Raw genomic sequence first — 24,496 nt, 5'->3', positions numbered from 1 at the left:
ACGCCAGCAAAAACACGCGAATCCAGATACTTGATTCATTCTGCCGCAGCTGGCGTCCGGGCTTCCAGCGCCTTGACTTCTTCAGCTTGGCATTCTCCTCTTCCAGCCCCCTCAACCGCTTCGCCTCAGATATTTCCATGCCGCCGTACTTGGCTTTCCAGTTATAAAACGTTGCGTCTGAAATCCCATGCTTGCGGCACAAGTCGGCGACCTTTGCGCCCACCTCCTGCTCCTTCAGCACTGAAATAATCTGCTCTTCTGTAAATCTCTGCTTCTTCATGTGTCCCTCCTCAATGGGCAGGACTCTAATCCATTCTGGAGGAAATTCTCAGTGGCAGGTCATTTCGGTTACAGGCCAGCCTTGAGCGATACGGCTCAAGGTTTGGGATAGCCAGTCGAGCGGATCGACGGCATTCATTTTGCACGTCTGAAGAAGCGTCGCCAGTGTTGCCCAGGTCCGTCGGTAATCCCCCCGCCAAATAACGGACTTCAAAGCCAACGCTATCGGCTGATCGCTTACGGTCAAGTGGCGTGCGAAATATGGCGGAACGTTCCCGTTGAACGGCTCTGTCAGTCACGTTCTAAAATAATCTAAAATTATTGGATAAAAAGAATATGGTTGCTGATCGAAGAAACTGGTGAACATGCCAAAGTCCTTTTTGGGCGGCGTTGCCTCCTTTATGGATGATTTTCACAGCAGGCACGTAAGCAATTCGTCCAATATTTGATGTTCTCAAGGAAATATCAAAATCTTCAAAATATAGCATATAACGGGTGTCAAACCCTTTCAGTTTACGAAAAGCGTCGCCACGAAAAAACATGAAGCAGCCACTCACGATAGGCGGATCCCAATATACTGTCTGCTTAGTTTCTTGACGCATCTCGTATCGCCCAATGCGCCTTTTAAATATTTTTTGTATATGGCTCGGGGCGAAACCTCGAACGAATAAGTCAAAAATATTGGGATACCGCTTGCACAAAAATTGAGGGCTGCCATCCGGATAGGACGCTGCTGGAGAGAGCAACATGCAATCTGGGTGCAGCTCCATAAAAGCGGTAGCTTCCCAAAGACTGGATACGGATAATTCAACATCGGGGTTAAGCACCAAGTGATATCTTCCGATGCCTCTCTCTAATACCAGATTGTTAGCGCGGCCAAAGCCAATATTACCTTGTCCGTGTATAAGTTCAGAAGGTATATTCTGGAGAACTATATGGCTGTTCACTTCTATGACGGACGAGGGTGAATTATCCACTATATAAAGTTTAAACGATTTCCTTTCGGAAAAAAAATCAATCGCTATTTTTAGAGTGTCAAGCGTTTTCTTCAGTGTGTCCTGATTAGGCTCGTATATGACAATGCAAATCGAAATGTCTGGTGCCATTATATTAATTCCGTATGTGGGCGCGGATTAGCGGTCGAGTTTCCCCATTTGTCCTGTTAAGCCATGCCAAATTCCGAGAGACATCATTTTAAAATGCTGTAGCCTCGGGGGGGTCATTAGGCTGTAAAAGACAAATTTTCGCACTAGACGCAATCCATCAACGACTTTCCAGTTGCGGCGTAGCCAGTCTTGACGATAGAGCCACACGGCGTTTCGGAAGTGGTAGTAGTGTCGGAGAGGGTTGTGAACCGGGATGTGACGCCCTCGAAAGTAAACTGGTTCGTCGCCCAATTGATGCTGCATTGAAGCGGCGCATACGCCGAAGGATTGATAGCCACTTTCTTGCGCACGTAGCCCCCACTCAATATCGACATAATCGATGAAGAGCTCTTCTCTCATAACACCGACGTTTTTAATTGTTTCGAGCGGTATGAGGCAGCCGGATGCTATTAGGTAATCTACCTCTACGAGGCACTCGTTCGTTTCGCAGGTCTGCCGTATCATTCGGTAGTCTTTGATCTGGATGAAAGGTACCGGAATTTCTTGTCGCGGGTCGTCATAGCGCGGGCCGACACATGCAAGTTTTATGCCTTGTGAATGTTTTGTGTTGGCGGCTGCGACCAGTGTTGCGACCATATCGAGAGCTGGAATACTGTCCTGATCGAGAAGAAGTACATAATCTGTACCGATAGTTTTTGCATATTTAATGCCGATATTTTGCGCTTTTGCAATGCCGAAATTCTCACCCAGCGCAATCAATTCAGTGTTTTCTCGCTCGACCAAGATAGAAGTTAGTTCTATGTGAGAGCCATTGTCTACGATCAGCAGGCGCTGCACTTGAGGTGCAGTCGCCTCTATCAATTTATTTAACTGTTCAATATCTGGATTGAATGTGACAATGATGCCAGTCACATAATCCATATCATTATGATTCTGTACGTTCCTATTTATCATTGACTATTTTCAGTATCGCTCATTGCTCAGGGCGTTGTAAGAGATCGTTATTGCGAATACAGCCTGTATGCAACCTCAGTTTGGATATTGGGTCGCCAAGCAGTGGTCAAAATGTTAGGGCAGTGAGCAAACTCCAATATTGTTGAAGGGAACGATATGAAGGGCATAATTTTGGCTGGTGGGAGTGGTACACGCCTCTACCCTCTTACAATAGCCGTTTCCAAACAGATTCTCCCGATTTATGACAAACCCATGATTTATTATCCGCTGAGCGTGTTGATGCTCGCGGGGATTCGGGACGTACTAATCATTTCGACGCCGCATGATTTGCCTCTTTTCCAGAAATTGCTTGGGGATGGCCAAGAGTTCGGAGTGAATTTTTCCTATGCTGAACAGGCTCATCCGAACGGTCTGGCCGAAGCTTTCATCATCGGTAGAGAATTCATCGGGAATGACAGCGTAGCGATGATTCTCGGCGACAACATTTATTTTGGTGATGGGCTTTCAGAGCTGTCGCAGCTCTCTTCGAATCAAATGAAAGGCGGGACTGTTTTTGCTTATCGCGTCGATGATCCGCAGCGCTATGGCGTAGTGGAATTTGATAGCAAGACAGGTAAGGCGGTTTCAATTGAAGAGAAACCGGAAAAGCCGAAGTCGCATTGGGCGGTCACGGGGCTATATTTCTACGATAATCAGGTCGTTGATATAGCACGCTCGATCAAGCCATCGGCGCGCGGAGAGCTTGAGATCACTACGGTGAATAATGTTTATCTTGAGCGTGGCGAACTGAATGTTCAGCGGTTCGGGCGGGGGTATGCTTGGCTGGATACCGGTACACACGACAGCCTTCACGAAGCGTCGTCATTTGTTCAGACCATCGAAAAGCGTCAGGGCATTAAGATAGCTTGTCCAGAAGAAATTGGTTTGGATAAAGGTTGGTTGAGTAGTGAAGCCGTGTTGGAACGTGCAGCAAAGCTTGGCAAAACTGAATATGCAGCTTACCTGCGTCGACGTGTTGATGAACTGGGAAAAGATTAATGGAAGTCCGCTCTTTAGGTTTAGACGGTGTTTTTGAGATCATTCCACGAAAGTTTGGTGATGATCGCGGTTTCTTTTCAGAAACCTATAAGATCAAGGCTCTCGTAGAGGCTGGCATTGATCTAAATTTCGTTCAGGACAACCATTCTTATTCCGCTGCAAAAGGCGTGGTGCGTGGTCTGCATTATCAGTTGCCTCCTTTTGCACAGGATAAGCTGGTTCGTGTCACGCGGGGTGCGATCCTGGATGTCGCCGTCGATATTCGCAAAAGCTCGCCAAACTTTGGCAAGTGGGTGGCACTCGAAGTCTCCGCTGAAAAGTGGAACCAGATTCTGGTACCGAAGGGTTTCGCGCACGGTTTTATCACGCTCGTTGAGAATACCGAAGTGATTTATAAGGTGACAGATTATTACTCTCCGGAGCACGACCGCTCGATCCGGTTTGATGATCCGGCTATTGGTGTAGAGTGGCCTATTGCAGCAACTGGTGTGCAATTGTCCGATAAGGATGAGAAAGCCCCGCTGCTTACCAATGCAGACGTTTTTGATTGAGGAATCATATGAACATTCTTGTTACGGGTGGTGCAGGTTTCATTGGTTCTGCAGTGTGCCGCCATCTCGCTGTCGACCCGAAAGTTAATGTCGTTAATCTGGATAAGCTGACCTATGCGGGGAACCTGGCTTCTCTGCGCCAGATTGAAAACCATCCGAATTACAGCTTTCTTCAGGCTGATATCTGCGACGACACTGGTGTTCTGGAAGCCTTGCGCGCAAACGAAATCGACATCGTCATGCATCTGGCGGCGGAAAGTCATGTCGACCGTTCAATCGATGGTCCTGGCGCATTCATCGAAACGAATATTGTCGGCACATTCCGCCTGCTCAATGCGGCGCTCGCCTATTGGCGGGAACTGCCTGAGCCGCGCAGATCGGCTTTCCGGTTTCATCACATTTCAACGGATGAAGTGTTTGGCGATCTGCCTTTCGATAGCGGTATCTTCACGGAAGAAACCCCCTATCAGCCGTCTTCGCCTTATTCGGCTTCGAAGGCCGCCTCAGATCATCTGGTGCGAGCCTGGCATGAAACATATGGTCTGCCGGTCGTGCTTTCGAATTGTTCGAACAATTATGGGCCGTTCCATTTCCCGGAAAAGCTGATACCGCTTGTTATTCTAAATGCGCTGGATGAAAAGCCGCTTCCGGTTTACGGGGCAGGGGCGAATGTGCGTGACTGGCTTTATGTCGAGGACCATGCGCGTGCTCTGGCACTGGTCGCGACCAAGGGCAAGCTGGGTGAAAGCTACAATATCGGTGGGCGTGCAGAACGTACCAATCTCAATGTTGTGGAAACGATCTGCGCGATTCTCGATGAGAAACGGCCTCGCGCAAATGGCAAGAGCTATGCCGACCTGATCACGTTCGTAACGGATCGACCGGGACATGACCGTCGCTATGCGATTGATGCCTCGAAGATCGAGCGTGAATTGGGCTGGAAGCCACAAGAAACCTTTGAGACCGGATTGGAAAAAACCATTCAGTGGTATCTCGATAATGCATGGTGGTGGGAGCCGATCCGCAGCGGGACCTATGCTGGCGAGCGACTTGGCGGTGCGGTGGCAGAAGAGGCCAAAGCATGAAACTTCTTGTGACCGGGCGGGAAGGGCAGGTTGTTCAAAGCCTTGTCGAGAGAACTTCTCAACGTTCTGACCTGCAAGTGATCGCATTGGGTCGTCCGGAACTGGATCTGGCAAAGCCAGAAACAGTGCACAATGCCATTGCGGCGATCAAGCCCGATTTCGTCATTTCCGCCGCCGCTTATACGGCGGTGGATCTGGCTGAGGACGAGCAAGAACTTGCCTTTGCGGTGAATGCCACAGGCGCGCAAGCAGTTGCCGAAGCAGCAAAGGCTTGCAATGTTCCTGTCATCCATCTGTCGACGGATTATGTTTTTGCGGGCGACGCTGACGAACCCTATGTTGAATCGGACGTCACCGGGCCTCGTGGTGCCTATGGAAGCTCCAAACTTGAAGGTGAGCGTCTGGTCGCGCAAGCGAATCCACACCACATCATTTTGCGGACGGCGTGGGTCTATAGCCCCTTTGGCAAAAATTTCGTCAAGACGATGCTGAAGCTCGCGGAGACGCGCGATGCTCTCTCAGTCGTTTCCGACCAGTGGGGCAACCCGACCAGTGCACTCGATATTGCCGACGCGATTATCCAGGTGGCGGATCATTTGGCGGTAACGCCTGATTTTTCCGCTTATGGTGTTTACCACTTGGTTGGTACAGGCGACACGAACTGGAGCGGCTTTGCACGCGCCATATTCAGTGAGAGTACCGAGCTCGGTGGGCCAACCGCAACTGTCACCGATATTGCGACAGCCGATTATCCGACCAAGGCTGCCCGCCCTGCCAACTCGCGGCTGTCGACGGCTAAATTCCAAGAGGTATTCAATTGGGCGGCACCGTGTTGGCAATCGTCATTACGCGATGTGGTGGCCAGACTGATTTAGCGTTTTGACATGAGAAGCTTTGAGCGCGGCATCGTTCAACGAATGGTGCCGCGTTTTTCGATTATCACGGAAATAATCTCCGCTTGGTGGGTAGGCTTGACGCCGTGCGTCAACTGTAGCACAAACCTATGACACATTTGGCGAATATGAAAAAATGATTCATTGAAATCATTGAGGAAATTGACCTGGCTGGGAATCCAGGCGTCCCGGCGCGCAAAAAATCCTGCAGCCATTTCGGTACCCGAAAACGTGAGATTTCATTGCCATTCGGACATCGCGCCAAACTCAATAGCAATTATTAACGCAGACGACGCTAAAGATTTGAAATTGCCTGCCTAAACGGATTATGACCAACAATAAGATGCATATGGTTGCACCAATGTGGGGATGATACTTCGCAGGTTCACGTTATAAGATGGCTACACTTTTAAGCGGGGCGCGCTTCAAGGCGCGTTCTGTTCGACACTGGAAAAAGATCTGGCGGATTGCATGAGCGGCACATCCCTGAAATTTGGCACGAGCGGTCTTAGGGGGTTAGCGGACGAACTGAATGGTTTGCCCGCTTATGCCTATTCCCTTGCTTTCATCAGAATGCTGTCTGAAGCCGGAAAATTGCGGGCAGGTGACAAGGTCTTTGTTGGTCGCGACCTTCGCCCATCGAGCCCGGCCATTGCAGCACTTTGCATGGCGGCAATCGAGGACGCAGGATTTCGAGCGGTCGATTGCGGCGTGTTGCCCACGCCGGCGTTGAGCCTTTATGCGATCTCGCAGCAGGCCCCAAGCATCATGGTCACGGGCAGCCATATTCCGGATGACCGCAATGGACTTAAATTCTATCGCAACGATGGAGAAATCGACAAGAACGACGAGAGTGCGATCAGCGCGGTTTACGCCACTCTGCCTGAAAATCTCGTCTTTCGTCATTTGAACGATGCGCCTCTCAGCAGTGATGCAATCGAAAACTACGTGAAGCGTTGTGTTGGTTTTGCGGAAGTTGAGAGCCTTCGCGGCTTGCGCGTCGGGGTCTATCAGCACTCGTCCGTAGCGCGTGATCTCATTGTGCGTATCCTGATCGAGCTTGGTGCCGAAGCAGTCCCGCTCGGCTGGTCCGATGTCTTCGTGCCCGTCGACACGGAAGCCCTGCGCGCCGAAGATATTGAGCTTCTCAGCCAGTGGGCGAAGGAAAGCCGCTTCGACGCCATCGTTTCTACGGATGGCGATGCTGATCGTCCATTGATCGCGGATGAGAAAGGGCGTTTCGTGCGGGGTGATCTTGTGGGTGCGATCACCGCCAGCTGGCTTGGCGTCAAAACCATTGTGACGCCGGTTACCTCGAATTCCGCTCTTGAAGAGCATTTTGATCGCGTCATCAGAACCCGCGTGGGGTCGCCCTATGTCATCGAAGGCATGGCTGAAGCTGGAGCGGAGGGCACATCGGCGGTTGTCGGTTTTGAGGCCAATGGCGGTGTGTTGCTGGGCACGGACATCAGTCGGGGCGACCGCGTGCTGATTGCTCTGCCGACGCGTGATGCCTTGCTGCCGATTCTCGGCTGTCTTGGTTCTATCAAGAAACTTGGCATGCCCTTGTCTGAAATCGCAGCAGGTTTTCATTTCCGTTTCGCGCTGAGCGACCGGCTTCAGAACATTCCGCAGGAAAAGAGCCTCGCATTTTTATCCTCGCTGAAGAACGAAACGGCGCGCAATGGCCTGTTTCATCGGGATGATCCGATTGTTCGTTCCGAAACGATTGACGGCGTGAAACTCTTCTTTCATTCAGGCAATGCAATTCACTACCGCGCTTCCGGCAATGCGCCGGAACTGCGATGCTATGTGGAAGCCTCAGACGAGAACCAGGCGGAGACGCTTCTGGAAACGGGACTTGCTATCGCCCGCAACGCAACGAAGGACAACTGAGCAATGAGCTTTATTCCTGTCATTATCAGCGGCGGCTCCGGTTCCAGATTGTGGCCGCTTTCGCGCGATGCGCACCCGAAGCCATTCATCGACCTGCCGGACGGCAGCACTCTGATCGGCAAGACCTACAAGCGTGCCGCGCAGCTCGATGGTGTGGACCATATCCTCACCGTGACCAATCGCGACTTCCTGTTCCTGACACTCGATGCCTATGCGGACGCCCAGGCGCCCAAGGTCGACAACGCATTTCTGCTGGAGCCGCTTGGACGCGATACGGCACCTGCTGTGGCGGTCGCGGCTCTGCATGCTGCGGCGACATATGGTCCGGACGCGACATTGCTTGTCATGCCCGCCGATCATCTGATCGAGGACGAGGCTGCTTTTGCCGAAGCTGTGACGAGAGCCCGGCAGCTTGCTGAAACAGGCCGCATCGTCACTTTCGGTATTGTGCCCGATCATCCGGAAACCGGCTTCGGCTATATTGAAGCCGAAGGTACGGATGTGCTGCGTTTTGTTGAAAAGCCTGATGCCGAGACCGCGCAGACCTATGTCGAGAGCGGTCGATATTTCTGGAACTCCGGCATGTTCTGTTTCACGGCCGGAACCATGCTTGCAGCAATGCAGCATTTTGCGCCGGAAATCTTCAATGCCGTGCAGGCTTCGCTTGAACATGCCCGACGCGGCGTCAACGGTGAGACCAGGACCATCGAAATCGCAAAGGATGATTTTGCGACGGCCCCTGCGATTTCCATCGATTACGCGATCATGGAAAAGGCCGAAAATATTGCCTGCATTCCGGTGTCTTGCGGCTGGTCTGATATCGGGTCCTGGGCGGCGATGGCCGATCTTATCGCGCCGGATGACGACGGCAACCGTCTGCGCGGTGAGACGGTTATCGAAGACACGACCGACAGCTTTGTTTTATCCGAAACCCGGCTGGTCAGCCTTGTCGGCGTTCACGATCTGCTTGTCGTGGACACACCGGATGCTTTGCTTGTGGCGCATCGAGACAAGGCGCAGGAAGTGCGAAAGGTCTTCAACAAGCTGCGGGCAAGCGGTCATGAAGCGGCCAAGCTTCACCGCACTGCGCATCGTCCATGGGGCACTTATACGGTTCTCGAGGAAGGCGACGGATTCAAGATCAAGCGGATCGAAGTGAAGCCGGGGCGTCGCCTGAGCTTGCAGGCGCATCACCACCGTTCCGAACACTGGATCGTCGTTTCCGGCACCGCAAAGGTCACCAATGGCGACCGCGAGATTCTGCTCACGACCAACCAGTCGACCTATATCCCCTGCGGCTTCCGCCACCGGCTGGAAAATCCGGGCATCCTGCCACTTGTGCTTATCGAGGTGCAAAGCGGCGAGTATCTGGGCGAAGACGACATTGTGCGTTTCGATGATGTCTATGGGCGCACGTAGGGCCGCCTGACCGGTAGGGAATAGGAGCGGGTAGAATTTATTCGGGAACCATTCGCCGTCGCGGATGTTTGCCTTAACATGCCCAGCAAGGAACAGGACCCGGCAACCGATCAGATCGGTATGCCGGTCATTGACTTTCAAAAAAACGCCCTTTTTTTCGATGTGGACGGAACACTGCTCGATATCGCGGCCAATCCCGATGGCGTTATCGTTCCAGTTGGCCTGCAAAAATCGCTTTCGCTCATTTCCGACCGGCTGTCCGGTGCAATGGCGCTGGTCACGGGCCGGGCAATTGCGTTCATCGAAGAACGCTTTCCCGATTATCGCGGCCCCATAGCCGCATTGCATGGTGCCGAATTCCGGCACGCATCCGGGTTGGTTGAGCTGATCGAGCCCGGCGAACATTTTTTGATTGCGAAGGATTTTCTACGACAGGCTGCACTTCGCGTCAGCGGCTTTCTCGCCGAAGACAAGGGTAGTGCGGTTGCCCTTCATTATCGCTCCGCGCCAGAAAAAGCCGATCTGGCACATGATCTCGTCGGGAAGGCACTGAAGCTCGCCGGGCCGGACTGGATCGTGCAATCAGGCAAGATGGTTTTCGAGCTGCGCCCGGCAATCAGCGACAAGGGTGCTGCCTTGCGCCGCTTCATGGAAGAAGAGCCATTTGCGGGGAGGGTGCCGATCGCATTCGGCGACGACCTGACAGATTTACCGATGCTTGGCGCGGCGCGCAAACTTGGCGGTACAGCCGTCGTGATCGGCCGTGCGATCGACCATCCGGGCGCAGCCAGACTGGCAAGCCCGGGTGAGCTGTGGCTTTGGCTTTCTGGGATCGTGAATGAGAATAATACTGAAAGGACTTGACGTATGGGCCGACTGATCGTGGTCTCCAATCGTGTTCCGTTGCCTGATGAGCAGGGCAAGGCGCCTGCGGGCGGCTTGGCAGTTGCGTTGCAGGCGGCGCTCAGCGAACGCGGCGGTATTTGGCTCGGTTGGTCCGGAAAGACACTTCCCAATCGCCAAACACAGGAACTGGCGATCCGCGATGTGGGCTCCATTCGCTACGCGCTGCTCGATCTCCACAAGAAGGATATCGATGAATATTATGCTGGCTTCGCCAACCGCATGCTCTGGCCGCTCTGTCATTATCGTCTCGATTTGATCGATTACACGCGCAAGGACATGGCGGGATATTTCCGGGTCAATCGCTTGTTTGCGAAGCATCTTCTACCGATGATCGAGCCGGAGGATGTGATATGGATTCACGATTACCATCTCATTCCACTGGCCGCCGAACTACGCAATCTCGGTGTCACCAATCGCATCGGCTTTTTCCTGCATATTCCCTGGCCTCCCGCTGATATTCTATTCACGCTGCCCGTGCATGAAACGATCATGCGTGGCCTTGCTTCCTATGATGTGGTGGGCTTCCAGACCGAGAACGACGTCGATAATTTCATCGGCTGTCTGCGGCGGGAGAAAATCGGCAAGCGTCTCGATGATGACGGTCTGTTCGAGGCTTTCGGACATCAGTTCCGTGCCGAGCGCTTCGGCATCGGTATCGAGACAGCCGCATTCGCCGAGATAGCCAAAAAGGCGCAACGCCACCCGACGGTAAAGCGCATGAGCGACAGCATGCTGGACCGCGATCTTATCATCGGTGTCGATCGGCTGGACTATTCCAAGGGCATCACCAACCGAATGGAAGCTTTCGAGCATTTCTTGAAGGTTGATCCCGGCAATCGTGGCAAGGTCACTTTCCTGCAGGTCACGCCGAAATCCCGCTCGGAAGTCCCAGAATACAAGGACATGCAACGCGCGGTGGCGGAACTTGCCGGGCGAGTGAATGGTGCGAACGCTACCGTCGACTGGACGCCAATACGTTACATCAATCGCTCTTTGAACCGGGAAGTGCTGGCAGGGTTATATCGGCTTGCCGCTGTGGGACTGGTTACACCGTTGCGCGATGGCATGAATCTTGTCGCCAAGGAATATGTCGCCACACAGGATCCCGAGAATCCGGGCGTGCTAGTCCTGTCCCGCTTTGCCGGTGCCGCGCAGGAACTGGTGGACGGCGCGCTTCTGGTCAACCCCTATGATACCGAGGCGATGGCTTATGCTATGGCGCGCGCACTTGCTATGCCACTTGAGGAACGTAAGGAGCGGTTTGAAAGCATGATGGCTTTTCTGATCACCCACGACGTCAATCACTGGTGCGATGACTTTCTGGACCGTCTTTCTTCCGGTTGACGGGCTAGGGTTTGACAACGCCGAGTTTGGCGGCTTCTTCGGCAAGGTGTATCGTATAATCGAAGTTGCCTATATCTGACGATAGCAGCGGGGCTTTTGTCTCACGAGCTTCCTTTGGGGAAATGCCAAAACGAATCTTGAATGCCCTGGTAAACTGTGCGCCGTCATGAAATCCGCAGCGATAAGCGATTTCCTTGAATGTCACGTGTCTGCTACGCTCGCGCTCGCCGACCAGAATGCGATAGGCATGATCGAGCCGCTTCTCACGAATGATTGTGGCAACACCACCCTCTGTATCAAATGTCCGGTAAAGACGTGAGCGGGAGACGCGAAGATTCTGGACGATAAGATTTGGCCCCAGCAGAGGATTGAACAGGTTATGGTCGATATAGGCGAGGATAGTCTTGCGCATGGGAAGATTGACGGGAAGGCTCTGCATTTCTTCTCTGGCAACGCCTTTGATGCCTGCGCCAAGCAGTGTCAGCATTGCTTCCTGCGCTGATTTTTCTTCGGCCTTGTCCAGTTTGCCAATCAATGATTGCAGACTATGGAGATATTCAAAAAGCAGACGCGTCAGGGGAGCATTCACTGACAAGACAAGGCCGTGTAAATTGCGCCAGCCTACTATCCCCTCCAGTTCATTGCGGGGGATTGTCACAGTGATGCGTGAGCCGGCGGATGCCTGGCTTTCTACGGTCTGTGTCAGATCGATGATAATAATATCTCCAGGCTTTGCCACGACATCGACCCCGTTGAAATCGCCGCGTAAACTGCCTGCCGTAATAAGTTGCAGAACGTAGTGATCAAGCCCACCCTGTGCGATGAGTTTGCGTGTGCGTGAGTAGTTCTGGGTGTTGAAGGAAGTCGTTCCTACATGGAAAGTGCCGAGTGCGCGAGCAGCAATTGTTCCAGAAAACTGGTACTTCCTGTTCTCTGCCACGATTTCATATATGGGTTTGATTGCAGATCGCCAAAAATCATTGCGAAGCTTGTCGTCGACCATGTCGGTCGAGATTGAAATCTCATTAGCCATCACAAGTCATTCAGTCCAAGGCAGGTTGTTGATATGAAATCGCACGATGTGCGAAATATTGATAGCATGTATTATTATCAATATTTTTTGTTTAGGTGCATATTTTATGCATTCTTGTACTTGAACAAATAAATTCTTCTGCATGGGGCTTTGATTTTAGCTAGCCACCCAAAGCATATATTATTAATCTCTAATATAGCTGAAACCTCCCGATTTTGACTGATAAACTCAACCCTGTTGGAACTATCACCATATGTTGTCTGATGCCGAACAGGAACTATTCTCGATAGAATGCCAGAATAGAACTTCTGCTTGTTCGCAGAAGTTTGAACGTCTCGTACAGGGGGGCGCTGTTGAACGCCTGGATAAATCTTCTATCTTTGGTTTCAGGTTTGAAGATGTCCCGAATGGCCTTGTCGGTACAAATGGAGCCGGGTTGGGGAGGCGCTTTATAGTCGTGAGCCTGATCGACCTTTGGGCATTTGGCAGTGTTGTTTTGAAAGTGTTTCGATATGAGACTGTTTTTTACCGCTTTGGTGCTTGCCCTGATCAGCTGCACCAGTGTTGCGACCTCAGCCGGATTAAACGGTACTCTCGGAACCGAGTGTCGACGTATTCCTATTCAAGGGACCGGTTTTTCCGATACGCTGACAAGGCCGTCCTGGGCTATGCCGTTATGGAATTCACCATCGGTTCCAGCCAGCCAACGGTCGCAACGTGCCATCGTCTATCCGCAGGCAACGCCGTCGCCCCAACTTTACCGCTATGACTGCACACCGACGGCCGCAGAACCGAATGAAGTTCCGCGGGCCGATTACAGTGGTCAGTAAGGGCTGTCGACCTTGCCCATCTCGACGTAGACAGTCTTGATCTGGCTGTAATGAGCGAGTGCGGCGATGCCGTTTTCGCGCCCGATGCCAGATTGTTTGTAGCCACCGAAGGGAACTTCAACTGGCGTCAGGTTATAAGCATTGATCCAGCACGTCCCGGCCTTGATCTGGCCGATTACGCGATGGCCGCGTGCGATATCGGCAGTGAACACACCCGCCGCGAGGCCGAACTCGGTATCGTTGGCGCGTGTGATCACTTCGTCCTCGTCGGAGAACTCCAGAACACTCATCACTGGTCCGAAGATTTCTTCGCGAGCGATGGTCATTTCGTCGGTCACATCAGTGAAGACGGTCGGTTCGATGAAGAAGCCTTTGTCGAAACCCTGCAGTTTCGGCACACCACCACCGCAAGCAAGCTTCGCCCCTTCTGCCTTGCCCTTTTCGATATAGGACAGAACCTTGTCGCGCTGTGCGCCGTTTACTAGTGGCCCCATCTGAGTTGCTTCATCCAGCGGATCGCCAATGCGAATCTTGCGTGTGCGTTCGACCAGCCGTTCGACAAAATGGTCGTGCATCTTCTTGTGAACGAAAACGCGGGTGCCGTTCGAGCAAACCTGCCCGGTCGAATAGAAGTTGCCGAGCATTGCGCCACCGATAGCGCTTTCGAGGTCAGCGTCATCGAACACGATGATCGGCGACTTGCCACCAAGCTCCATGGTGATGTGCTTCAAGTGTTCACCCGCCTGCGCCATGATGCGCTTGCCTGTTGGTACGGAACCCGTCAGCGAGACCTTGGCCGTCAGGCGATGATTGACGAGCGCGGCACCGACATCGCCGAAGCCCTGCACGACATTGAACAAGCCATCGGGAAGCCCCGCTTCCTTGTATGCTTCCGCCAATGCAAGCGCTGAAAGCGGCGTGTTCTCGGACGGCTTGAAGATGAAGGCATTCCCCATCGCGAGTGCAGGCGCGGATTTCCACGCGGCAATCTGGATCGGATAGTTCCATGCGCCGATACCGACGCAAATGCCGAGTGCTTCGCGGCGCGTATAGGCGAACGAGCCGCCAAGTTCCACGAATTCACCGTTGAAGCCGGAAATGATGCCGCCGAAAAATTCCAGTGCATCAGCGGCCGAAGCCGCATCCGCCACCAGCGTTTCCTGAAGCGCCTTGCCGGTATCAAGCGTTTCGAGCTTCGACAGCTTCTTGTTCTTCTCGCGCAGGATTTCTGCCGTGCGGCGCAGGATGCGCCCGCGCTCGACAGGTTTCAGCGCTGCCCATTCACCTTGCGCTTTCAGCGCTGCGGCATAAGCCGCCTCGATCACATTGGGTGTCGCCGAATAGAGCTTGGCAATTTCCTCGCCGGTTGCCGGATAGATGACCGGCAACGTCTTGCCCGCCTTGTCTTCCATGAATGTGCCGCCGATGAAATGCGAGGCTTTGGGTTGTGCTTTCATTGTTATCCCTTAAATTTTATCAGCGGTCGGAAACTTGCCAGCGCGGATTGATCCAAGGCTCCTGATTGGAGCACGCCAGCGGCGTACGGCCGAGAATATGATCGGAAGCCTTTTCGCCGACCATGATCGACGGGCCGTTGAGATTGCCGTTGGTGATGCGCGGGAAGATGGATGAATCCGCAACGCGCAGGCCTTCGACACCGATCACCCGGCATTCAGCATCGACCACCGCCGTTGGATCGTCAACCGCACCCATCTTGCAGGTTCCGCACGGATGGAAGGCGCTCTCGACATGCTCGCGGATGAAATTATCGATTTCATCGTCGCTCTGCACATGCGCGCCGGGCTGGATTTCCGCGCCGCGATAGGCGTCGAATGCCGTTTGTCCGAAGATTTCACGGGTGAGGCGTACACAATGGCGGAAGTCGGTCCAGTCGTCTTCGTGCGACATATAGTTGAACTTGATGACAGGTTTCTCACGCGGATTGGCCGAGCGAAGCGTTACGCTGCCACGCGATTTCGACCGCATCGGCCCGACATGTGCCTGAAAGCCGTGTGACTGCGCCGCGGCCTTACCGTCATAGCGGATGGCGACCGGCAGGAAATGATACTGGATATCTGGATATTCCACACCTGCTTTAGAGCGTACGAAAGCAGCAGATTCGAAGTGGTTGGTTGCGCCGTCGCCCGTCTTGAAGAACAGCCATTCCGCGCCGATCTTCGCTTTCGAAAACAGGTTCAGTTTGGAGTAGAGCGTGATTGGCTGCGTGCATTCCTGCTGGATATAGACTTCCAGATGGTCCTGCAGGTTCTGGCCGACGCCGGGGCGATCGGCGACCACTTCAATTCCGTGTTCTTTCAGTTGTGCGGCAGGGCCAATGCCAGAGAGCATCAGGAGCTTCGGCGAATTGATCGACGAGGCGGCAATGATGACTTCACGCCGCGCACGGATGGTCGAGAAGCTACGACCTGCCTCGATCTCAACACCAACCGCGCGCTTTCCCTCAAGCACGATCTTGCGCGCAAGCCCCTTGACCAGCTTGACATTCGGGCGTTTGAGGGCCGGCTTCAGATAGGCATTGGCGGCAGACCAGCGACGACCATTATGGATCGTCTGTTCCATCGGGCCGAAGCCTTCCTGCTTCTCGCCATTATAGTCTTCGGTGACTTCAAAGCCCGCTTCGTGGCCAGCCTCGACAAAGGCATGGAACAGCGGATTATCGCGCTTGCCGCGCTGGATATAAAGCGGGCCATTGGTGCCGCGCCAGCCTTCCTGGCCACCGCTCGAATTTTCCATCCGCTTGAAATAGGGCAGTACATCTGCATAGGCCCAGCCGCGCGCACCGCTTTCCGACCAGTGGTCGTAGTCGCGTGCATGGCCGCGCACATAGACCATGCCGTTGATTGAAGATGAACCACCAAGCACCTTGCCCCGCGGCGTTACAAGGCTGCGCCCGCCAATATGCGGCTCTGGTTCGGTCGAAAAACCCCAGTCATAGGTTTCCATATTCATGGGGAAAGAAAGGGCGGCTGGCATTTGGATTAACGGACCGACATCGGGCACGCCATATTCGATGACGATCACCGAATAGCGACCGTCTTCAGACAGGCGATAGGCCATGGCGGATCCGGCGGATCCGGAGCCGATGATGACGAAATCCGCTTCCATACTCATTTCTCCCCCATAAGCTGAACCGCGATGTAGTCTTCCACCAACGCAATGGCTGAGGCAGCATTGGGCGCATCGGCGCCAAGTGCGTGACGAATGTAAAGTCCGTCGATCATGGCACCTGCACCCTCGGCAATGCGGCTGGCCCGCTCGCGCGAGGTCAGCTGTTCAAGTGCGAAGACGAGGTTTGAATGCAGGCGGCGCGCATAGATGCGCAGGAGCCGACGCGTATCCTCCGACTGCTGCGCGTGCACATAGAAGGTGAGCCAGGCGGCAATGGTTTCCTGCGTGAACTGCGATGCGGAAAAATTGACCGCTATGATGGCCGCGATACGTTCCTGCGGCGTCTCCGCTTGCCCGATGGCGGCGTTGAGATCCTGTCCCAGTTCGCGCAGCAGATGGCGCATCGTGGCCAGGATGAGCTTGTCCTTGCCGCCGAAATAATGATGCGCGAGCGCAGGCGAAACGCCCGCCTCATGCGCGATCTGCGCGACGGTCACATCCAGCGAACCGCGCTGGCCGATTGTACGAATGGCGGCGTCGATCAGCTCGCGCCGCCGCAAGGGTTCCATCCCGATCTTGGGCATAATCGTGGTCCGTTCTCAGGCTAATTGTCTATCAGTTTAACGTTGATTGACTCATCAATCAATAAAAACCAGATATGCAAATCATGCATTTACCGTCGCAACAGTGAGTGGCTTATCTGGCAAGGAGGCTTGCCGGGGATGTGCCAACTGCCTACATTCAACTGATGAGCAGAGCATTCACCAAGGAACAGGATGACGCGCCGACCGATCTTGGCGAGCGCCCGGTCAGTCCGCATCGCAATCTCGTCACGCCGACGGGCCTGAAGATGATCGAGGACGAAATCGCCCGGCTGCAGCGCGAGCTGGCAGATGCTAATATCGCGGGCGAGCGTTCGGCGATTGCGCGTATCTCGCGTGATCTGCGCTACTGGAGGGCGCGGCGCGAAAATGCCGAGCTTTCGGTTCCCGCTTCCGACAGTGATGTCGTGCGTTTCGGCATGACGGTGGAACTGGAAAATCTGGACGACGGCAAGGTCCGTCGCTGGACCATCGTGGGCGAGGACGAGGCCGACCCATCAAACGGCAAGATTTCCCATGTGGCGCCCGTTGCTATTCTGTTATTCGGCAAGCCGGTCGGCGATGTCGTGAAAATCAATAATGTCGAATGGGAAATCGTATCGCTGAAGGTTGTCTAGTCTTCTTCCAGCACGACCGTGTGGTCACGGAAAAACGCTGCGGCGCCGGTTTCATCGATTTCGCCAGAAGCAATGCCCATCGTGAAACTGTAAAGCAATCCATCGTCTGCGGTCAGTGCATAGCCGTTGACGAGCAGAAACGTAACAGCAGTAACGATAGCGGTGCGCTTGTTTCCATCCACAAAAGCATGGTTGCGGCCTATTCCGAAAACATAGGCTGCTGCGATTTCCGCATGATCCGGCTGGCCATAAACCTGTTTGTTCTGCGCGCGAGCCAAGGCAGACTCAAGAGCATTCTCGTCACGAAGCCCTTGAGCGCCGCCGTGGCGCTGCAATTGTTCGACGTGGATTGCCTCAACGACGCGTCGCGAAAGAAAACGCCAGTTCATTCGGCGAGCTTCTGCAAGGCGACCTTGTACTTGTCCATCACTTTCCGCGCTGCTTCCATCTGCTGCTCGAAAGTATCGTCTATGGGCTCCAGCGTTACGCCGTTCTGCGTTTCGATAATCTGGAGCTTGTCTCCTGTCTGTAGGTTAAGCCGTTCGAGCACTTCCTTGGGCAAGATCACACCGTCGGAATTGCCGATTTTGCGCAGGGTTACGTTCATGGCTTTTCTCCTATGTTATAACGCATGATATAACATGGTGAGCCTGTGTTGTCACCACAAGCTACAGCCAGCCCTTGCGGCGGAAGTAATAGAGCGGCAGCAGGGCAGAAGCGACCATCAAACCAAGCGCCATCGGATAGCCCCATGGCGATTGCAATTCCGGCATGAAGGAGAAGTTCATGCCATAGATGGAAGCCACGAGCGTGGGCGGCATGAAACCAACCGCCGCCACAGAGAAAATCTTGATGATGGCGTTCTGTTCAACCGAAATCAGCCCGACGATCGTATCGAGCAGAAACGTAACCTTGTTGGACAGAAAATCCACATAGGCGGTCAGGGATTGCGTGTCGCGCTCCAGCGACTTGATCCAGCTACGCGTTTCCTTCTTGCCGGCTGCCGGATTGTTGATGGCCGACAGATAGACCAGCATGCGGCTGATACCCGCCAGACTTTCGCGCATTCGCGAGAGGAAGGTTCCCTGTCCACCGATCTGGGTCAATATGTGCCGGAAATCCTCCGTCGTCATCGGGCGGGCTTTCGGCTGGCGGCGATAGATGGAGTGCGAGGCCGCATCGATTTTGCCCGCCACGCCTTCCAGAATATCGGCAAGCCGGTTCGTGGTGGCTTCGGTGATGCCAAGCATGATCGACAGGCCCGAGCACTTGGCTGATATCAGCCCGTTGCCCGGCTTGGTCGAACGGAGGATATAGGTGCTGAACGATTTCGGATTGGCATAGCGCACGGTTATCAGCCGCGAGCCGTGCAGAATGAAGGTGACCGGAGCAAGCTCGCGGTGGTCGAGATCGACTGCGTGCAGGATCGGCACGGTGAGATATTGTGCGCCGGTTTCCATATAGAAGCGGCTCGATTCCTCGATCTCCGTCATGTCTTCGCGGGTCGGGATTGAAATGCCCATCCATGCCTCGACAATACTGTCTTCGTTGACGCCGGGAGCAAACAGATCGATCCAGATCACATTCTCGGGCAACGGAGTACCGGGCTCGACTTCCACTTGTTCGAGGTGGTCTCCGGAAAGGTTGTAAAGTGTGATCATACTGGCACCTGAAGTCTGGCTCGAAATCTCGAGCGGCTGGATTATGGGGCACTTTGCGCGAAAATTGTTAACGGAATGCGGCAGTGGATACCAGTGTGACAACAGGATTATCAAATCCGCCGCATCAGCCCGCAATCAGCTTTCTTCACGACGGTTGACAGCTTCATTACGCAGGTCTAATTCATCAAGTCATCAGATGACTTTGGTGAAGGTATGAAGGCAATATCCCGCAAGACATTGACGGATTCGGCCACGCAGGCATTGCGCGGAGAAATCACGTCCGGACGCTGGACGATAGGCGACCAGTTGCCAAATGAAGCAGCACTTTCTGCAACACTTGATGTCAGTCGCGGCACGGTACGGGAAGCTGTGCGGGCGCTGGTGGCACAGGGAATGCTGGAAACCCGGCAGGGTTCGGGAACCTATGTCCGCTCCACAGCCGACACGGCGCGCAGCCTCGACCGCATCCGCCATACCAGCCTGCGCGACCGCTTCGAGACCCGGGCAGTTCTGGAAACAGAGGCGGCACGGCTCGCCGCCTTGCGCATCACGTCCAAGGGGATTGTCCATCTGGAGAAAATACTGGCACAGCGCGGCAATCGCGATGAACTCGACCGGGCAACTTTCGTGGCCCGAGACTTTGCCTTTCATGAGGCCATTGTTGCGGCCTCGGGCAACAGCGCACTGATCGAGGTCTATGCCTTTTTCTCCGCCTCCATCCGCGAATCCATAGAAGCCACGCTCGACGGCGAACTGCCCGAGCCAAACCATGAAGCGCACCGACAGATCGTTGAAGCCATCGCCTCGGGTGATCCTGACAATGCCGGTGCAACGGTTCGTCGCTTCATGGCGCCCCTGATTGAAGAACTTGAAAGGTTGCTGGCATCATGAGCCACACGAACACAGCCCTGTCGGAAGCGGCAGAAAACGAGGCGATGCTGCAGCCAGAGGCGCTTGTCGACGCTGAGGTGGACAGCGTTCCGCCGCCGCCAGTCCAGCAGCCGCCAAGCAAGGCGATGCGCATTTTGCTGGGTCTGAGCCTCGTACTGATCGCCGCCAATCTGCGACCGGTATTTTCCAGCGTTTCCGTGCTTTTGCCGGAAATCATCGATGCCACCGGCATGTCGTCCATTGCGGCCGGTATTCTGACCACTTTGCCGGTTGTCTGCCTTGGTGTCTTTGCGCCGTTTGCACCACGGCTGGCGCAGCGTTTCGGCGCCGAACGTGTCCTGCTTTTCGTGCTGGTCGTGCTGACTGTCGGCACCGCCATTCGCGGCTTCGGTTCGTTCTATTCGCTCTATATCGGCGCAGCATTGGCCGGTGCCGCCATTGCGACAGGCAATGTCCTGCTTCCGGGGGTCGTCAAGCGTGACTTTCCAAAAACTGCGGCCATCATGACCGGCCTTTATACAATGGCACTATGTGGTGGCGCTGCATCCGCAGCCGGTTTCACCATTCCCATCAAGGGGATGCTCGGCGGTTCCTGGAACCTCGCTCTGGCATTCTGGGCTGTTCCGGCGGCAGTCGTTCTGCTGTTGTGGCTGCCGCAGGCCATGCGTGCGAAACACAATGTCGCCCATTCTGGTTTCAAGGTGATCGGCTTGTGGAAGGATAAGCTGGCCTGGCAGGTAACCCTGTTCATGGGTCTCCAATCCTCCACCGCCTACATCGTTTTCGGGTGGCTGGCGCCGATCCTGCGCGAACAGGGCCTCAGCCCGGCAGCGGCAGGCGGTCTGGTTTCCTTTTCGATATTGGCGCAGGTCATTACCTGTCTCGCAGTGCCTTCCATTGCCACGCGCCAGAAGAACCAGAGCCTGCTCAATGTCATTCTCTGCGCCTGTGCAGCCTTGCCGTTGATCGGCTTTCTCTATTTGCCGCTATGGACCTATTGGGGACTGGCGGTCATTCAGGGCATCGGGCAGGGCGGTCTCATCGCCGCCGCCATGATGGTGATCGTGCTGCGGGCGCCGGACTCACACACGGCGGCGCATCTGTCCGGCATGGCGCAGTGCGTAGGCTATACGCTTGCCGCAATCGGCCCGCTGATCGTAGGGTTGATCCACAGCGCGACGGGCAGCTTTACCGCCTGTGGCCTCTTCTTCGCCGTGTTGGGGTTGGGCGCTGCTATCGCCGGATGGGGAGCAGGGCGCGCGCAACATGTAGGTGTGCAGGTAATCAAGGAATAGCAGCAACAAAAAACCCCGGCAAAACCGGGGTTTCTCTTTATTCCTGCACGAAAGGCATCAGGCCTTTTCGTACAGCTCTTCGACGAATTCCCAATTGATGAGGCTGTCGACAAAGGCTTCGAGGTATTTCGGACGCAGATTGCGATAATCGACATAGTAGGAATGTTCCCACACATCGACGCCGAGGATCGGCGTTGCGCCATGAACCAGCGGGTTTTCGCCGTTCGGGGTCTTGGAGATTTCAAGCTTGCCGTCCTTGACCGACAGCCAGGCCCAGCCCGAACCGAACTGGCCGACACCGGCAGCGATGAAATCCGCACGGAACTTGTCGTAGCCGCCAAGATCGGACTCGATTGCCTTTTCAAGCTTGCCCGGCAGCTTCTTGCCGCCGCCGTTCTTCTTCATCCACTTCCAGAACAGGATGTGGTTGTAGTGCTGGCCAGCATTGTTGAAGAGGCCCTGGTTCTTGCCGTAGCTTTCCTTGACGATCTCTTCAAGGCTCTTGCCTTCGAGGCCGGAGCCTTCAAGCAGCTTGTTGCCATTGGTGACATAGGCCTGATGGTGCTTGTCGTGATGAAGTTCAAGCGTCTCGCGCGACATGAAAGGCGCAAGGGCGTCATAGTCATACGGCAGGGCGGGCAGTTCGAAAGCCATTGGAAACTCTCCTCTTTTCTTTCTGCTTACATGGCAACTTACGTGGGCAGCTTGCGGCGGGCCGAGCAGATGCTGCCTCAAAACTTGCGTGCGGAATCTACATAGGCCGCATCGGTGCGGGCGGCAATGGCGCGAATGTGCAATTCAGCTTCAAGACAATGAATTATTATTGAAATCACAGTAGGATGGCGCAATTCTAGATTTTATGCTTCGCGATGCGTGGCGGACCCTCACAGGAGGAAATGGTGTCCTATAGTTCTTATGTCTTCGACGCTTATGGCACATTATTCGATGTCCATTCGGCGGTGCGGCGACATGCAGACAAAGCCGGGCCGGACGGACGGGCATTTTCCGAACTGTGGCGCGCAAAGCAGCTCGAATATTCCTGGGTGCTGAGCCTGATGGGTGCCTATAGTGATTTCTGGAAGCTGACCGAGGATTCGCTCGATTTCGCATTCGCACGCTACCCTTCTGTCGATCCGGCGCTGCGCAATGACCTGCTCGATGCCTACTGGAAGCTCGATTGCTATCCGGAAGTGCCTGCGGCCCTCAAAAGCCTGAAGGAAAAGGGCGCACGGCTTGCAATTCTTTCCAACGGCTCACCCGCGATGCTGGAATCCGCCGTTCGTTCTGCAGCGCTCGACGTCCTGCTTGACGACGTGATTTCGGTCGATGAAGTCAGGAAATACAAGACCGCCCCCGCCGTCTATGAGCTCGTCACTTTGCAATGGCGGCTTTATCCTTCTGCAATCTCGTTCCAGTCCTCGAACCGCTGGGATGTGGCAGGTGCGGTACGGTTCGGTATGCGCGGGGTCTGGATCAATCGGACCAACCAGCCCGACGAATACAAGCAGTTCGCTCCGGCATTGATTCTGCCAAGTCTCCAATTGCTTGATTGAGTAATCACTAAAATTTGAACTTTCCCGGTTTATGGAAAGCAGGCTCCTGCACCCAAAATTGTGTCGCGGCTGCAACACGAGTCGCGCTGGTGGGCTTTCGCCACGTTTAGGCCGCATTACGAACGGGTGTACGCCACATTTCTCGGGCGTTTTCCGTGCAACCGAACACCGGAAACAGCCGTTTGAGGCCGTTTCGACAGCTCACCGCGCATCTGCCACAATTGGCCGGGTCGCAATTCGTTAACCCTGAATGTGTATCTGTAACTCCTCCCGTCACCAACCTGGTTTTCATATGCAAACGACCCTTACCCGCCGTTCCTTTCTGACGGCAATGACAGCAACAGCGGCCGCCGGTCTGGCCGGTTGCGCTCAGTTGGGGCAGAATGTTCCAATCATTGATGTGGATCAGTCGGGCAACCCGATCAACCGCACCCCGCAGGCCAATGTCGACTCTTCCTATGGCGGTTGGGCGCAGATGTACGCCGCCGTCGAGGATGGCGGCTTCCAGCTTCCGGCTATCCCGATCCAGAAGATGGACAAGCGCTTCTTGCGTCAGGTTGTACAGGACCCAACCGGCGAACTGCCCGGTACGATCGTCATCGATACGGCTAACCGCTTCTGCTATCTCGTCCTCGAAAACGGACAGGCGATGCGCTACGGCGTCGGCATCGGCCGCGAAGGCTTCGCATGGTCTGGCCGTGCTGTGATCCAGTACAAGCGCCAGTGGCCGCGCTGGACCCCGCCAGATGAAATGGTCGCCCGCCAGCCGGAACTGGTGCAGTACAGCGCCAAGAACGGCGGCATGGCTCCGGGCCTCAAGAACCCGCTCGGCGCTCGCGCACTCTATATTTTCCAGGACGGCAAAGACACGCTGTACCGCCTGCACGGTAATCCGGAATGGTGGTCCATCGGCAAGGCGGTTTCTTCGGGCTGCGTACGCTTCCTGAACCAGGACATCATCGATCTCTATGATCGCGTTCCGGCGAAGTCACCAATTCTGGTGATGTAATAGCGAGTGCTGAAACGGCAGATTGCAAAGCCCCGGACAGTCAACCGTCCGGGGCTTTTTCTATTGTGTCGCGCCAACTTGCCGCCGCCTTGAAAATAAGTCACTTTCCGCGCGGACAAATCGTCGGAACAAGGGGAGGGAAGTCATGTCCGAGGAAAAAACTGCCAAGGAAACGGTGAAGGGGCCTGCGTCCTATTTCCCGTCCATCGAGAAAAAGTACGGACAGCCTGTCCAGCATTGGCTTTCGCTGATTGAGCAGCGAAAGGGTGACAAGCATATGGAAATCGTCAACTGGCTGAAGTCGGAATTCGAGATGGGACACGGTCACGCCAATGCCCTCGTAGCCTACGCTCTCGCCAAACCGGCGAAGGCGTGATTCTCAAGCATGTCTCCCGAACGCGGGTA

The 24,496-nt window shown here is 54.6% G+C and carries 26 protein-coding genes and 1 pseudogene; 14 read left to right on the top strand and 13 right to left on the bottom strand.

Annotated elements, in window-relative coordinates:
- From HWX93_RS12975 to HWX93_RS12960, 4 genes and pseudogenes are all read right to left on the bottom strand, one after another.
- Positions 1-280, bottom strand: a 280-nt coding sequence (locus HWX93_RS12975) for a transposase (protein WP_235969108.1), incomplete at its 3' end; no start/stop codon positions are given.
- 48 nt (positions 281-328) lie between these two features.
- Positions 329-460, bottom strand: a pseudogene (locus HWX93_RS12970) (transposase domain-containing protein); the annotation flags it as partial.
- A 121-nt stretch (positions 461-581) separates the two neighbouring features.
- Positions 582-1,385: a glycosyltransferase gene (locus HWX93_RS12965; protein WP_176037557.1), complete on the bottom strand. Its 804-nt coding sequence runs from the start codon at positions 1,383-1,385 to the stop codon at positions 582-584.
- 27 nt (positions 1,386-1,412) lie between these two features.
- Positions 1,413-2,306: a glycosyltransferase family 2 protein gene (locus HWX93_RS12960; protein WP_176037556.1), complete on the bottom strand. Its 894-nt coding sequence runs from the start codon at positions 2,304-2,306 to the stop codon at positions 1,413-1,415.
- Positions 2,307-2,495: 189 nt separating this feature from the next.
- On the opposite strand from HWX93_RS12960, the gene rfbA reads away from it, so the two are divergent.
- From rfbA to rfbD, 4 genes are read left to right on the top strand one after another with little or no spacing between them, the layout of a single operon-like run.
- Positions 2,496-3,377: a glucose-1-phosphate thymidylyltransferase RfbA gene (gene rfbA, locus HWX93_RS12955; RefSeq protein WP_176037555.1), complete on the top strand. Its 882-nt coding sequence runs from the start codon at positions 2,496-2,498 to the stop codon at positions 3,375-3,377.
- Entirely contained in the window at positions 3,377-3,928 is a 552-nt protein-coding gene (gene rfbC / locus HWX93_RS12950; protein ID WP_176037554.1) for a dTDP-4-dehydrorhamnose 3,5-epimerase, read from the top strand. Before rfbA ends, rfbC begins: the two co-directional genes overlap by 1 nt.
- A gap of 8 nt (positions 3,929-3,936) precedes the next feature.
- Entirely contained in the window at positions 3,937-5,013 is a 1,077-nt protein-coding gene (gene rfbB / locus HWX93_RS12945; protein WP_176037553.1) for a dTDP-glucose 4,6-dehydratase, read from the top strand.
- Positions 5,010-5,888 carry a dTDP-4-dehydrorhamnose reductase gene (gene rfbD, locus HWX93_RS12940; RefSeq protein WP_176037552.1) on the top strand — a complete coding sequence of 293 codons (879 nt, stop codon included), beginning with the start codon at positions 5,010-5,012 and terminating at the stop codon, positions 5,886-5,888. Before rfbB ends, rfbD begins: the two co-directional genes overlap by 4 nt.
- A gap of 35 nt (positions 5,889-5,923) precedes the next feature.
- Here the strand turns inward: rfbD and HWX93_RS12935 are convergent, their stop codons facing one another.
- On the bottom strand, positions 5,924-6,121 hold the full coding sequence (locus HWX93_RS12935) for a hypothetical protein (protein WP_176037551.1): 198 nt from the start codon (positions 6,119-6,121) through the stop codon (positions 5,924-5,926).
- A gap of 256 nt (positions 6,122-6,377) precedes the next feature.
- Here HWX93_RS12935 and HWX93_RS12930 point away from each other — a divergent pair, with 256 nt between their 5' ends.
- The 4 genes from HWX93_RS12930 to otsA all read left to right on the top strand — a co-directional run bounded on the left by HWX93_RS12930 (position 6,378) and on the right by otsA (position 11,471).
- Positions 6,378-7,802, top strand: coding sequence for a phosphomannomutase (locus tag HWX93_RS12930; protein ID WP_176037550.1), 1,425 nt, complete (start codon positions 6,378-6,380; stop codon positions 7,800-7,802).
- 3 nt (positions 7,803-7,805) lie between these two features.
- Positions 7,806-9,221, top strand: coding sequence for a mannose-1-phosphate guanylyltransferase/mannose-6-phosphate isomerase (locus tag HWX93_RS12925; RefSeq protein ID WP_176037549.1), 1,416 nt, complete (start codon positions 7,806-7,808; stop codon positions 9,219-9,221).
- Between the two features lie 78 nt (positions 9,222-9,299).
- Positions 9,300-10,085 (top strand): trehalose-phosphatase, encoded by a 786-nt coding sequence (gene otsB / locus HWX93_RS12920; protein WP_176037548.1) that lies wholly within the window; start codon positions 9,300-9,302, stop codon positions 10,083-10,085.
- 3 nt (positions 10,086-10,088) lie between these two features.
- Positions 10,089-11,471: an alpha,alpha-trehalose-phosphate synthase (UDP-forming) gene (gene otsA, locus HWX93_RS12915; RefSeq protein ID WP_176037547.1), complete on the top strand. Its 1,383-nt coding sequence runs from the start codon at positions 10,089-10,091 to the stop codon at positions 11,469-11,471.
- Positions 11,472-11,475: 4 nt separating this feature from the next.
- Here otsA and HWX93_RS12910 read toward each other — a convergent pair whose 3' ends face one another.
- The 4 genes from HWX93_RS12910 to betI all read right to left on the bottom strand — a co-directional run bounded on the left by HWX93_RS12910 (position 11,476) and on the right by betI (position 17,047).
- Positions 11,476-12,504, bottom strand: coding sequence for a helix-turn-helix domain-containing protein (locus HWX93_RS12910; RefSeq protein ID WP_235969107.1), 1,029 nt, complete (start codon positions 12,502-12,504; stop codon positions 11,476-11,478).
- Between the two features lie 823 nt (positions 12,505-13,327).
- Positions 13,328-14,791, bottom strand: a complete 1,464-nt coding sequence (gene betB, locus HWX93_RS12905) for a betaine-aldehyde dehydrogenase (protein ID WP_140019912.1) — start codon at positions 14,789-14,791, stop codon at positions 13,328-13,330.
- A gap of 19 nt (positions 14,792-14,810) precedes the next feature.
- Complete coding sequence (gene betA, locus HWX93_RS12900) at positions 14,811-16,460, bottom strand: choline dehydrogenase (RefSeq protein ID WP_140019956.1); 1,650 nt, start codon at positions 16,458-16,460, stop codon at positions 14,811-14,813.
- Between the two features lie 2 nt (positions 16,461-16,462).
- Complete coding sequence (gene betI, locus HWX93_RS12895; protein ID WP_176037546.1) at positions 16,463-17,047, bottom strand: transcriptional regulator BetI; 585 nt, start codon at positions 17,045-17,047, stop codon at positions 16,463-16,465.
- 164 nt (positions 17,048-17,211) lie between these two features.
- On the opposite strand from betI, the gene HWX93_RS12890 reads away from it, so the two are divergent.
- Positions 17,212-17,682, top strand: a complete 471-nt coding sequence (locus tag HWX93_RS12890; protein ID WP_109987895.1) for a GreA/GreB family elongation factor — start codon at positions 17,212-17,214, stop codon at positions 17,680-17,682.
- On the opposite strand, the gene HWX93_RS12885 is transcribed toward HWX93_RS12890, so the two are convergent.
- The 3 genes from HWX93_RS12885 to HWX93_RS12875 all read right to left on the bottom strand — a co-directional run bounded on the left by HWX93_RS12885 (position 17,679) and on the right by HWX93_RS12875 (position 19,343).
- Complete coding sequence (locus HWX93_RS12885) at positions 17,679-18,071, bottom strand: type II toxin-antitoxin system death-on-curing family toxin (RefSeq protein WP_109987896.1); 393 nt, start codon at positions 18,069-18,071, stop codon at positions 17,679-17,681. The genes HWX93_RS12890 and HWX93_RS12885 overlap by 4 nt on opposite strands.
- A complete protein-coding gene (locus tag HWX93_RS12880; RefSeq protein WP_109987897.1) occupies positions 18,068-18,289 on the bottom strand; it encodes an AbrB/MazE/SpoVT family DNA-binding domain-containing protein in 222 nt (73 codons plus the stop codon). The genes HWX93_RS12885 and HWX93_RS12880 overlap by 4 nt, the downstream gene beginning before the upstream one ends.
- Before the next feature lie 61 nt (positions 18,290-18,350).
- A complete protein-coding gene (locus HWX93_RS12875; RefSeq protein ID WP_109987898.1) occupies positions 18,351-19,343 on the bottom strand; it encodes a magnesium transporter CorA family protein in 993 nt (330 codons plus the stop codon).
- A 213-nt stretch (positions 19,344-19,556) separates the two neighbouring features.
- Between HWX93_RS12875 and HWX93_RS12870 the strand changes: the two genes are divergently transcribed.
- Positions 19,557-20,234, top strand: coding sequence for a FadR/GntR family transcriptional regulator (locus tag HWX93_RS12870; protein ID WP_109987899.1), 678 nt, complete (start codon positions 19,557-19,559; stop codon positions 20,232-20,234).
- Positions 20,235-20,278: 44 nt separating this feature from the next.
- Positions 20,279-21,529, top strand: coding sequence for a CynX/NimT family MFS transporter (locus tag HWX93_RS12865; protein WP_235920671.1), 1,251 nt, complete (start codon positions 20,279-20,281; stop codon positions 21,527-21,529).
- Between the two features lie 57 nt (positions 21,530-21,586).
- On the opposite strand, the gene HWX93_RS12860 is transcribed toward HWX93_RS12865, so the two are convergent.
- Entirely contained in the window at positions 21,587-22,183 is a 597-nt protein-coding gene (locus HWX93_RS12860; protein ID WP_012092469.1) for a superoxide dismutase, read from the bottom strand.
- A gap of 245 nt (positions 22,184-22,428) precedes the next feature.
- On the opposite strand from HWX93_RS12860, the gene HWX93_RS12855 reads away from it, so the two are divergent.
- From HWX93_RS12855 to HWX93_RS12845, 3 genes are all read left to right on the top strand, one after another.
- On the top strand, positions 22,429-23,082 hold the full coding sequence (locus HWX93_RS12855; RefSeq protein ID WP_151556504.1) for a haloacid dehalogenase type II: 654 nt from the start codon (positions 22,429-22,431) through the stop codon (positions 23,080-23,082).
- A 292-nt stretch (positions 23,083-23,374) separates the two neighbouring features.
- The gene (locus HWX93_RS12850) at positions 23,375-24,091 is read left to right on the top strand and encodes a L,D-transpeptidase (protein ID WP_061347206.1); all 717 of its coding nucleotides are present in this window, start codon (positions 23,375-23,377) and stop codon (positions 24,089-24,091) included.
- Positions 24,092-24,236: 145 nt separating this feature from the next.
- Complete coding sequence (locus HWX93_RS12845; protein WP_109987903.1) at positions 24,237-24,467, top strand: DUF4287 domain-containing protein; 231 nt, start codon at positions 24,237-24,239, stop codon at positions 24,465-24,467.
- Positions 24,468-24,496: the final 29 nt, after the last annotated feature.

Source organism: Brucella tritici (genome assembly GCF_902825325.1).
In the GTDB taxonomy this organism is placed as follows: domain Bacteria; phylum Pseudomonadota; class Alphaproteobacteria; order Rhizobiales; family Rhizobiaceae; genus Brucella.
This window is presented reverse-complemented; position numbering and strand designations above follow the sequence as displayed.

Bases quoted from the DNA above. Each gene is read 5' to 3' on its own strand.
- HWX93_RS12965 (WP_176037557.1), bottom strand. From the start codon at position 1,385: ATGGCACCAGACATTTCGATTTGCATTGTCATATACGAGCCTAATCAG.
- HWX93_RS12960 (WP_176037556.1), bottom strand. From the start codon at position 2,306: ATGGATTATGTGACTGGCATCATTGTCACATTCAATCCAGATATTGAA.
- rfbA (WP_176037555.1), top strand. From the start codon at position 2,496: ATGAAGGGCATAATTTTGGCTGGTGGGAGTGGTACACGCCTCTACCCT.
- rfbC (WP_176037554.1), top strand. From the start codon at position 3,377: ATGGAAGTCCGCTCTTTAGGTTTAGACGGTGTTTTTGAGATCATTCCA.
- rfbB (WP_176037553.1), top strand. From the start codon at position 3,937: ATGAACATTCTTGTTACGGGTGGTGCAGGTTTCATTGGTTCTGCAGTG.
- rfbD (WP_176037552.1), top strand. From the start codon at position 5,010: ATGAAACTTCTTGTGACCGGGCGGGAAGGGCAGGTTGTTCAAAGCCTT.
- HWX93_RS12935 (WP_176037551.1), bottom strand. From the start codon at position 6,121: ATGGCTGCAGGATTTTTTGCGCGCCGGGACGCCTGGATTCCCAGCCAG.
- HWX93_RS12930 (WP_176037550.1), top strand. From the start codon at position 6,378: ATGAGCGGCACATCCCTGAAATTTGGCACGAGCGGTCTTAGGGGGTTA.
- HWX93_RS12925 (WP_176037549.1), top strand. From the start codon at position 7,806: ATGAGCTTTATTCCTGTCATTATCAGCGGCGGCTCCGGTTCCAGATTG.
- otsB (WP_176037548.1), top strand. From the start codon at position 9,300: ATGCCCAGCAAGGAACAGGACCCGGCAACCGATCAGATCGGTATGCCG.
- otsA (WP_176037547.1), top strand. From the start codon at position 10,089: ATGGGCCGACTGATCGTGGTCTCCAATCGTGTTCCGTTGCCTGATGAG.
- HWX93_RS12910 (WP_235969107.1), bottom strand. From the start codon at position 12,504: ATGGCTAATGAGATTTCAATCTCGACCGACATGGTCGACGACAAGCTT.
- betB (WP_140019912.1), bottom strand. From the start codon at position 14,791: ATGAAAGCACAACCCAAAGCCTCGCATTTCATCGGCGGCACATTCATG.
- betA (WP_140019956.1), bottom strand. From the start codon at position 16,460: ATGGAAGCGGATTTCGTCATCATCGGCTCCGGATCCGCCGGATCCGCC.
- betI (WP_176037546.1), bottom strand. From the start codon at position 17,047: ATGCCCAAGATCGGGATGGAACCCTTGCGGCGGCGCGAGCTGATCGAC.
- HWX93_RS12890 (WP_109987895.1), top strand. From the start codon at position 17,212: ATGAGCAGAGCATTCACCAAGGAACAGGATGACGCGCCGACCGATCTT.
- HWX93_RS12885 (WP_109987896.1), bottom strand. From the start codon at position 18,071: ATGAACTGGCGTTTTCTTTCGCGACGCGTCGTTGAGGCAATCCACGTC.
- HWX93_RS12880 (WP_109987897.1), bottom strand. From the start codon at position 18,289: ATGAACGTAACCCTGCGCAAAATCGGCAATTCCGACGGTGTGATCTTG.
- HWX93_RS12875 (WP_109987898.1), bottom strand. From the start codon at position 19,343: ATGATCACACTTTACAACCTTTCCGGAGACCACCTCGAACAAGTGGAA.
- HWX93_RS12870 (WP_109987899.1), top strand. From the start codon at position 19,557: ATGAAGGCAATATCCCGCAAGACATTGACGGATTCGGCCACGCAGGCA.
- HWX93_RS12865 (WP_235920671.1), top strand. From the start codon at position 20,279: ATGCTGCAGCCAGAGGCGCTTGTCGACGCTGAGGTGGACAGCGTTCCG.
- HWX93_RS12860 (WP_012092469.1), bottom strand. From the start codon at position 22,183: ATGGCTTTCGAACTGCCCGCCCTGCCGTATGACTATGACGCCCTTGCG.
- HWX93_RS12850 (WP_061347206.1), top strand. From the start codon at position 23,375: ATGCAAACGACCCTTACCCGCCGTTCCTTTCTGACGGCAATGACAGCA.
- HWX93_RS12845 (WP_109987903.1), top strand. From the start codon at position 24,237: ATGTCCGAGGAAAAAACTGCCAAGGAAACGGTGAAGGGGCCTGCGTCC.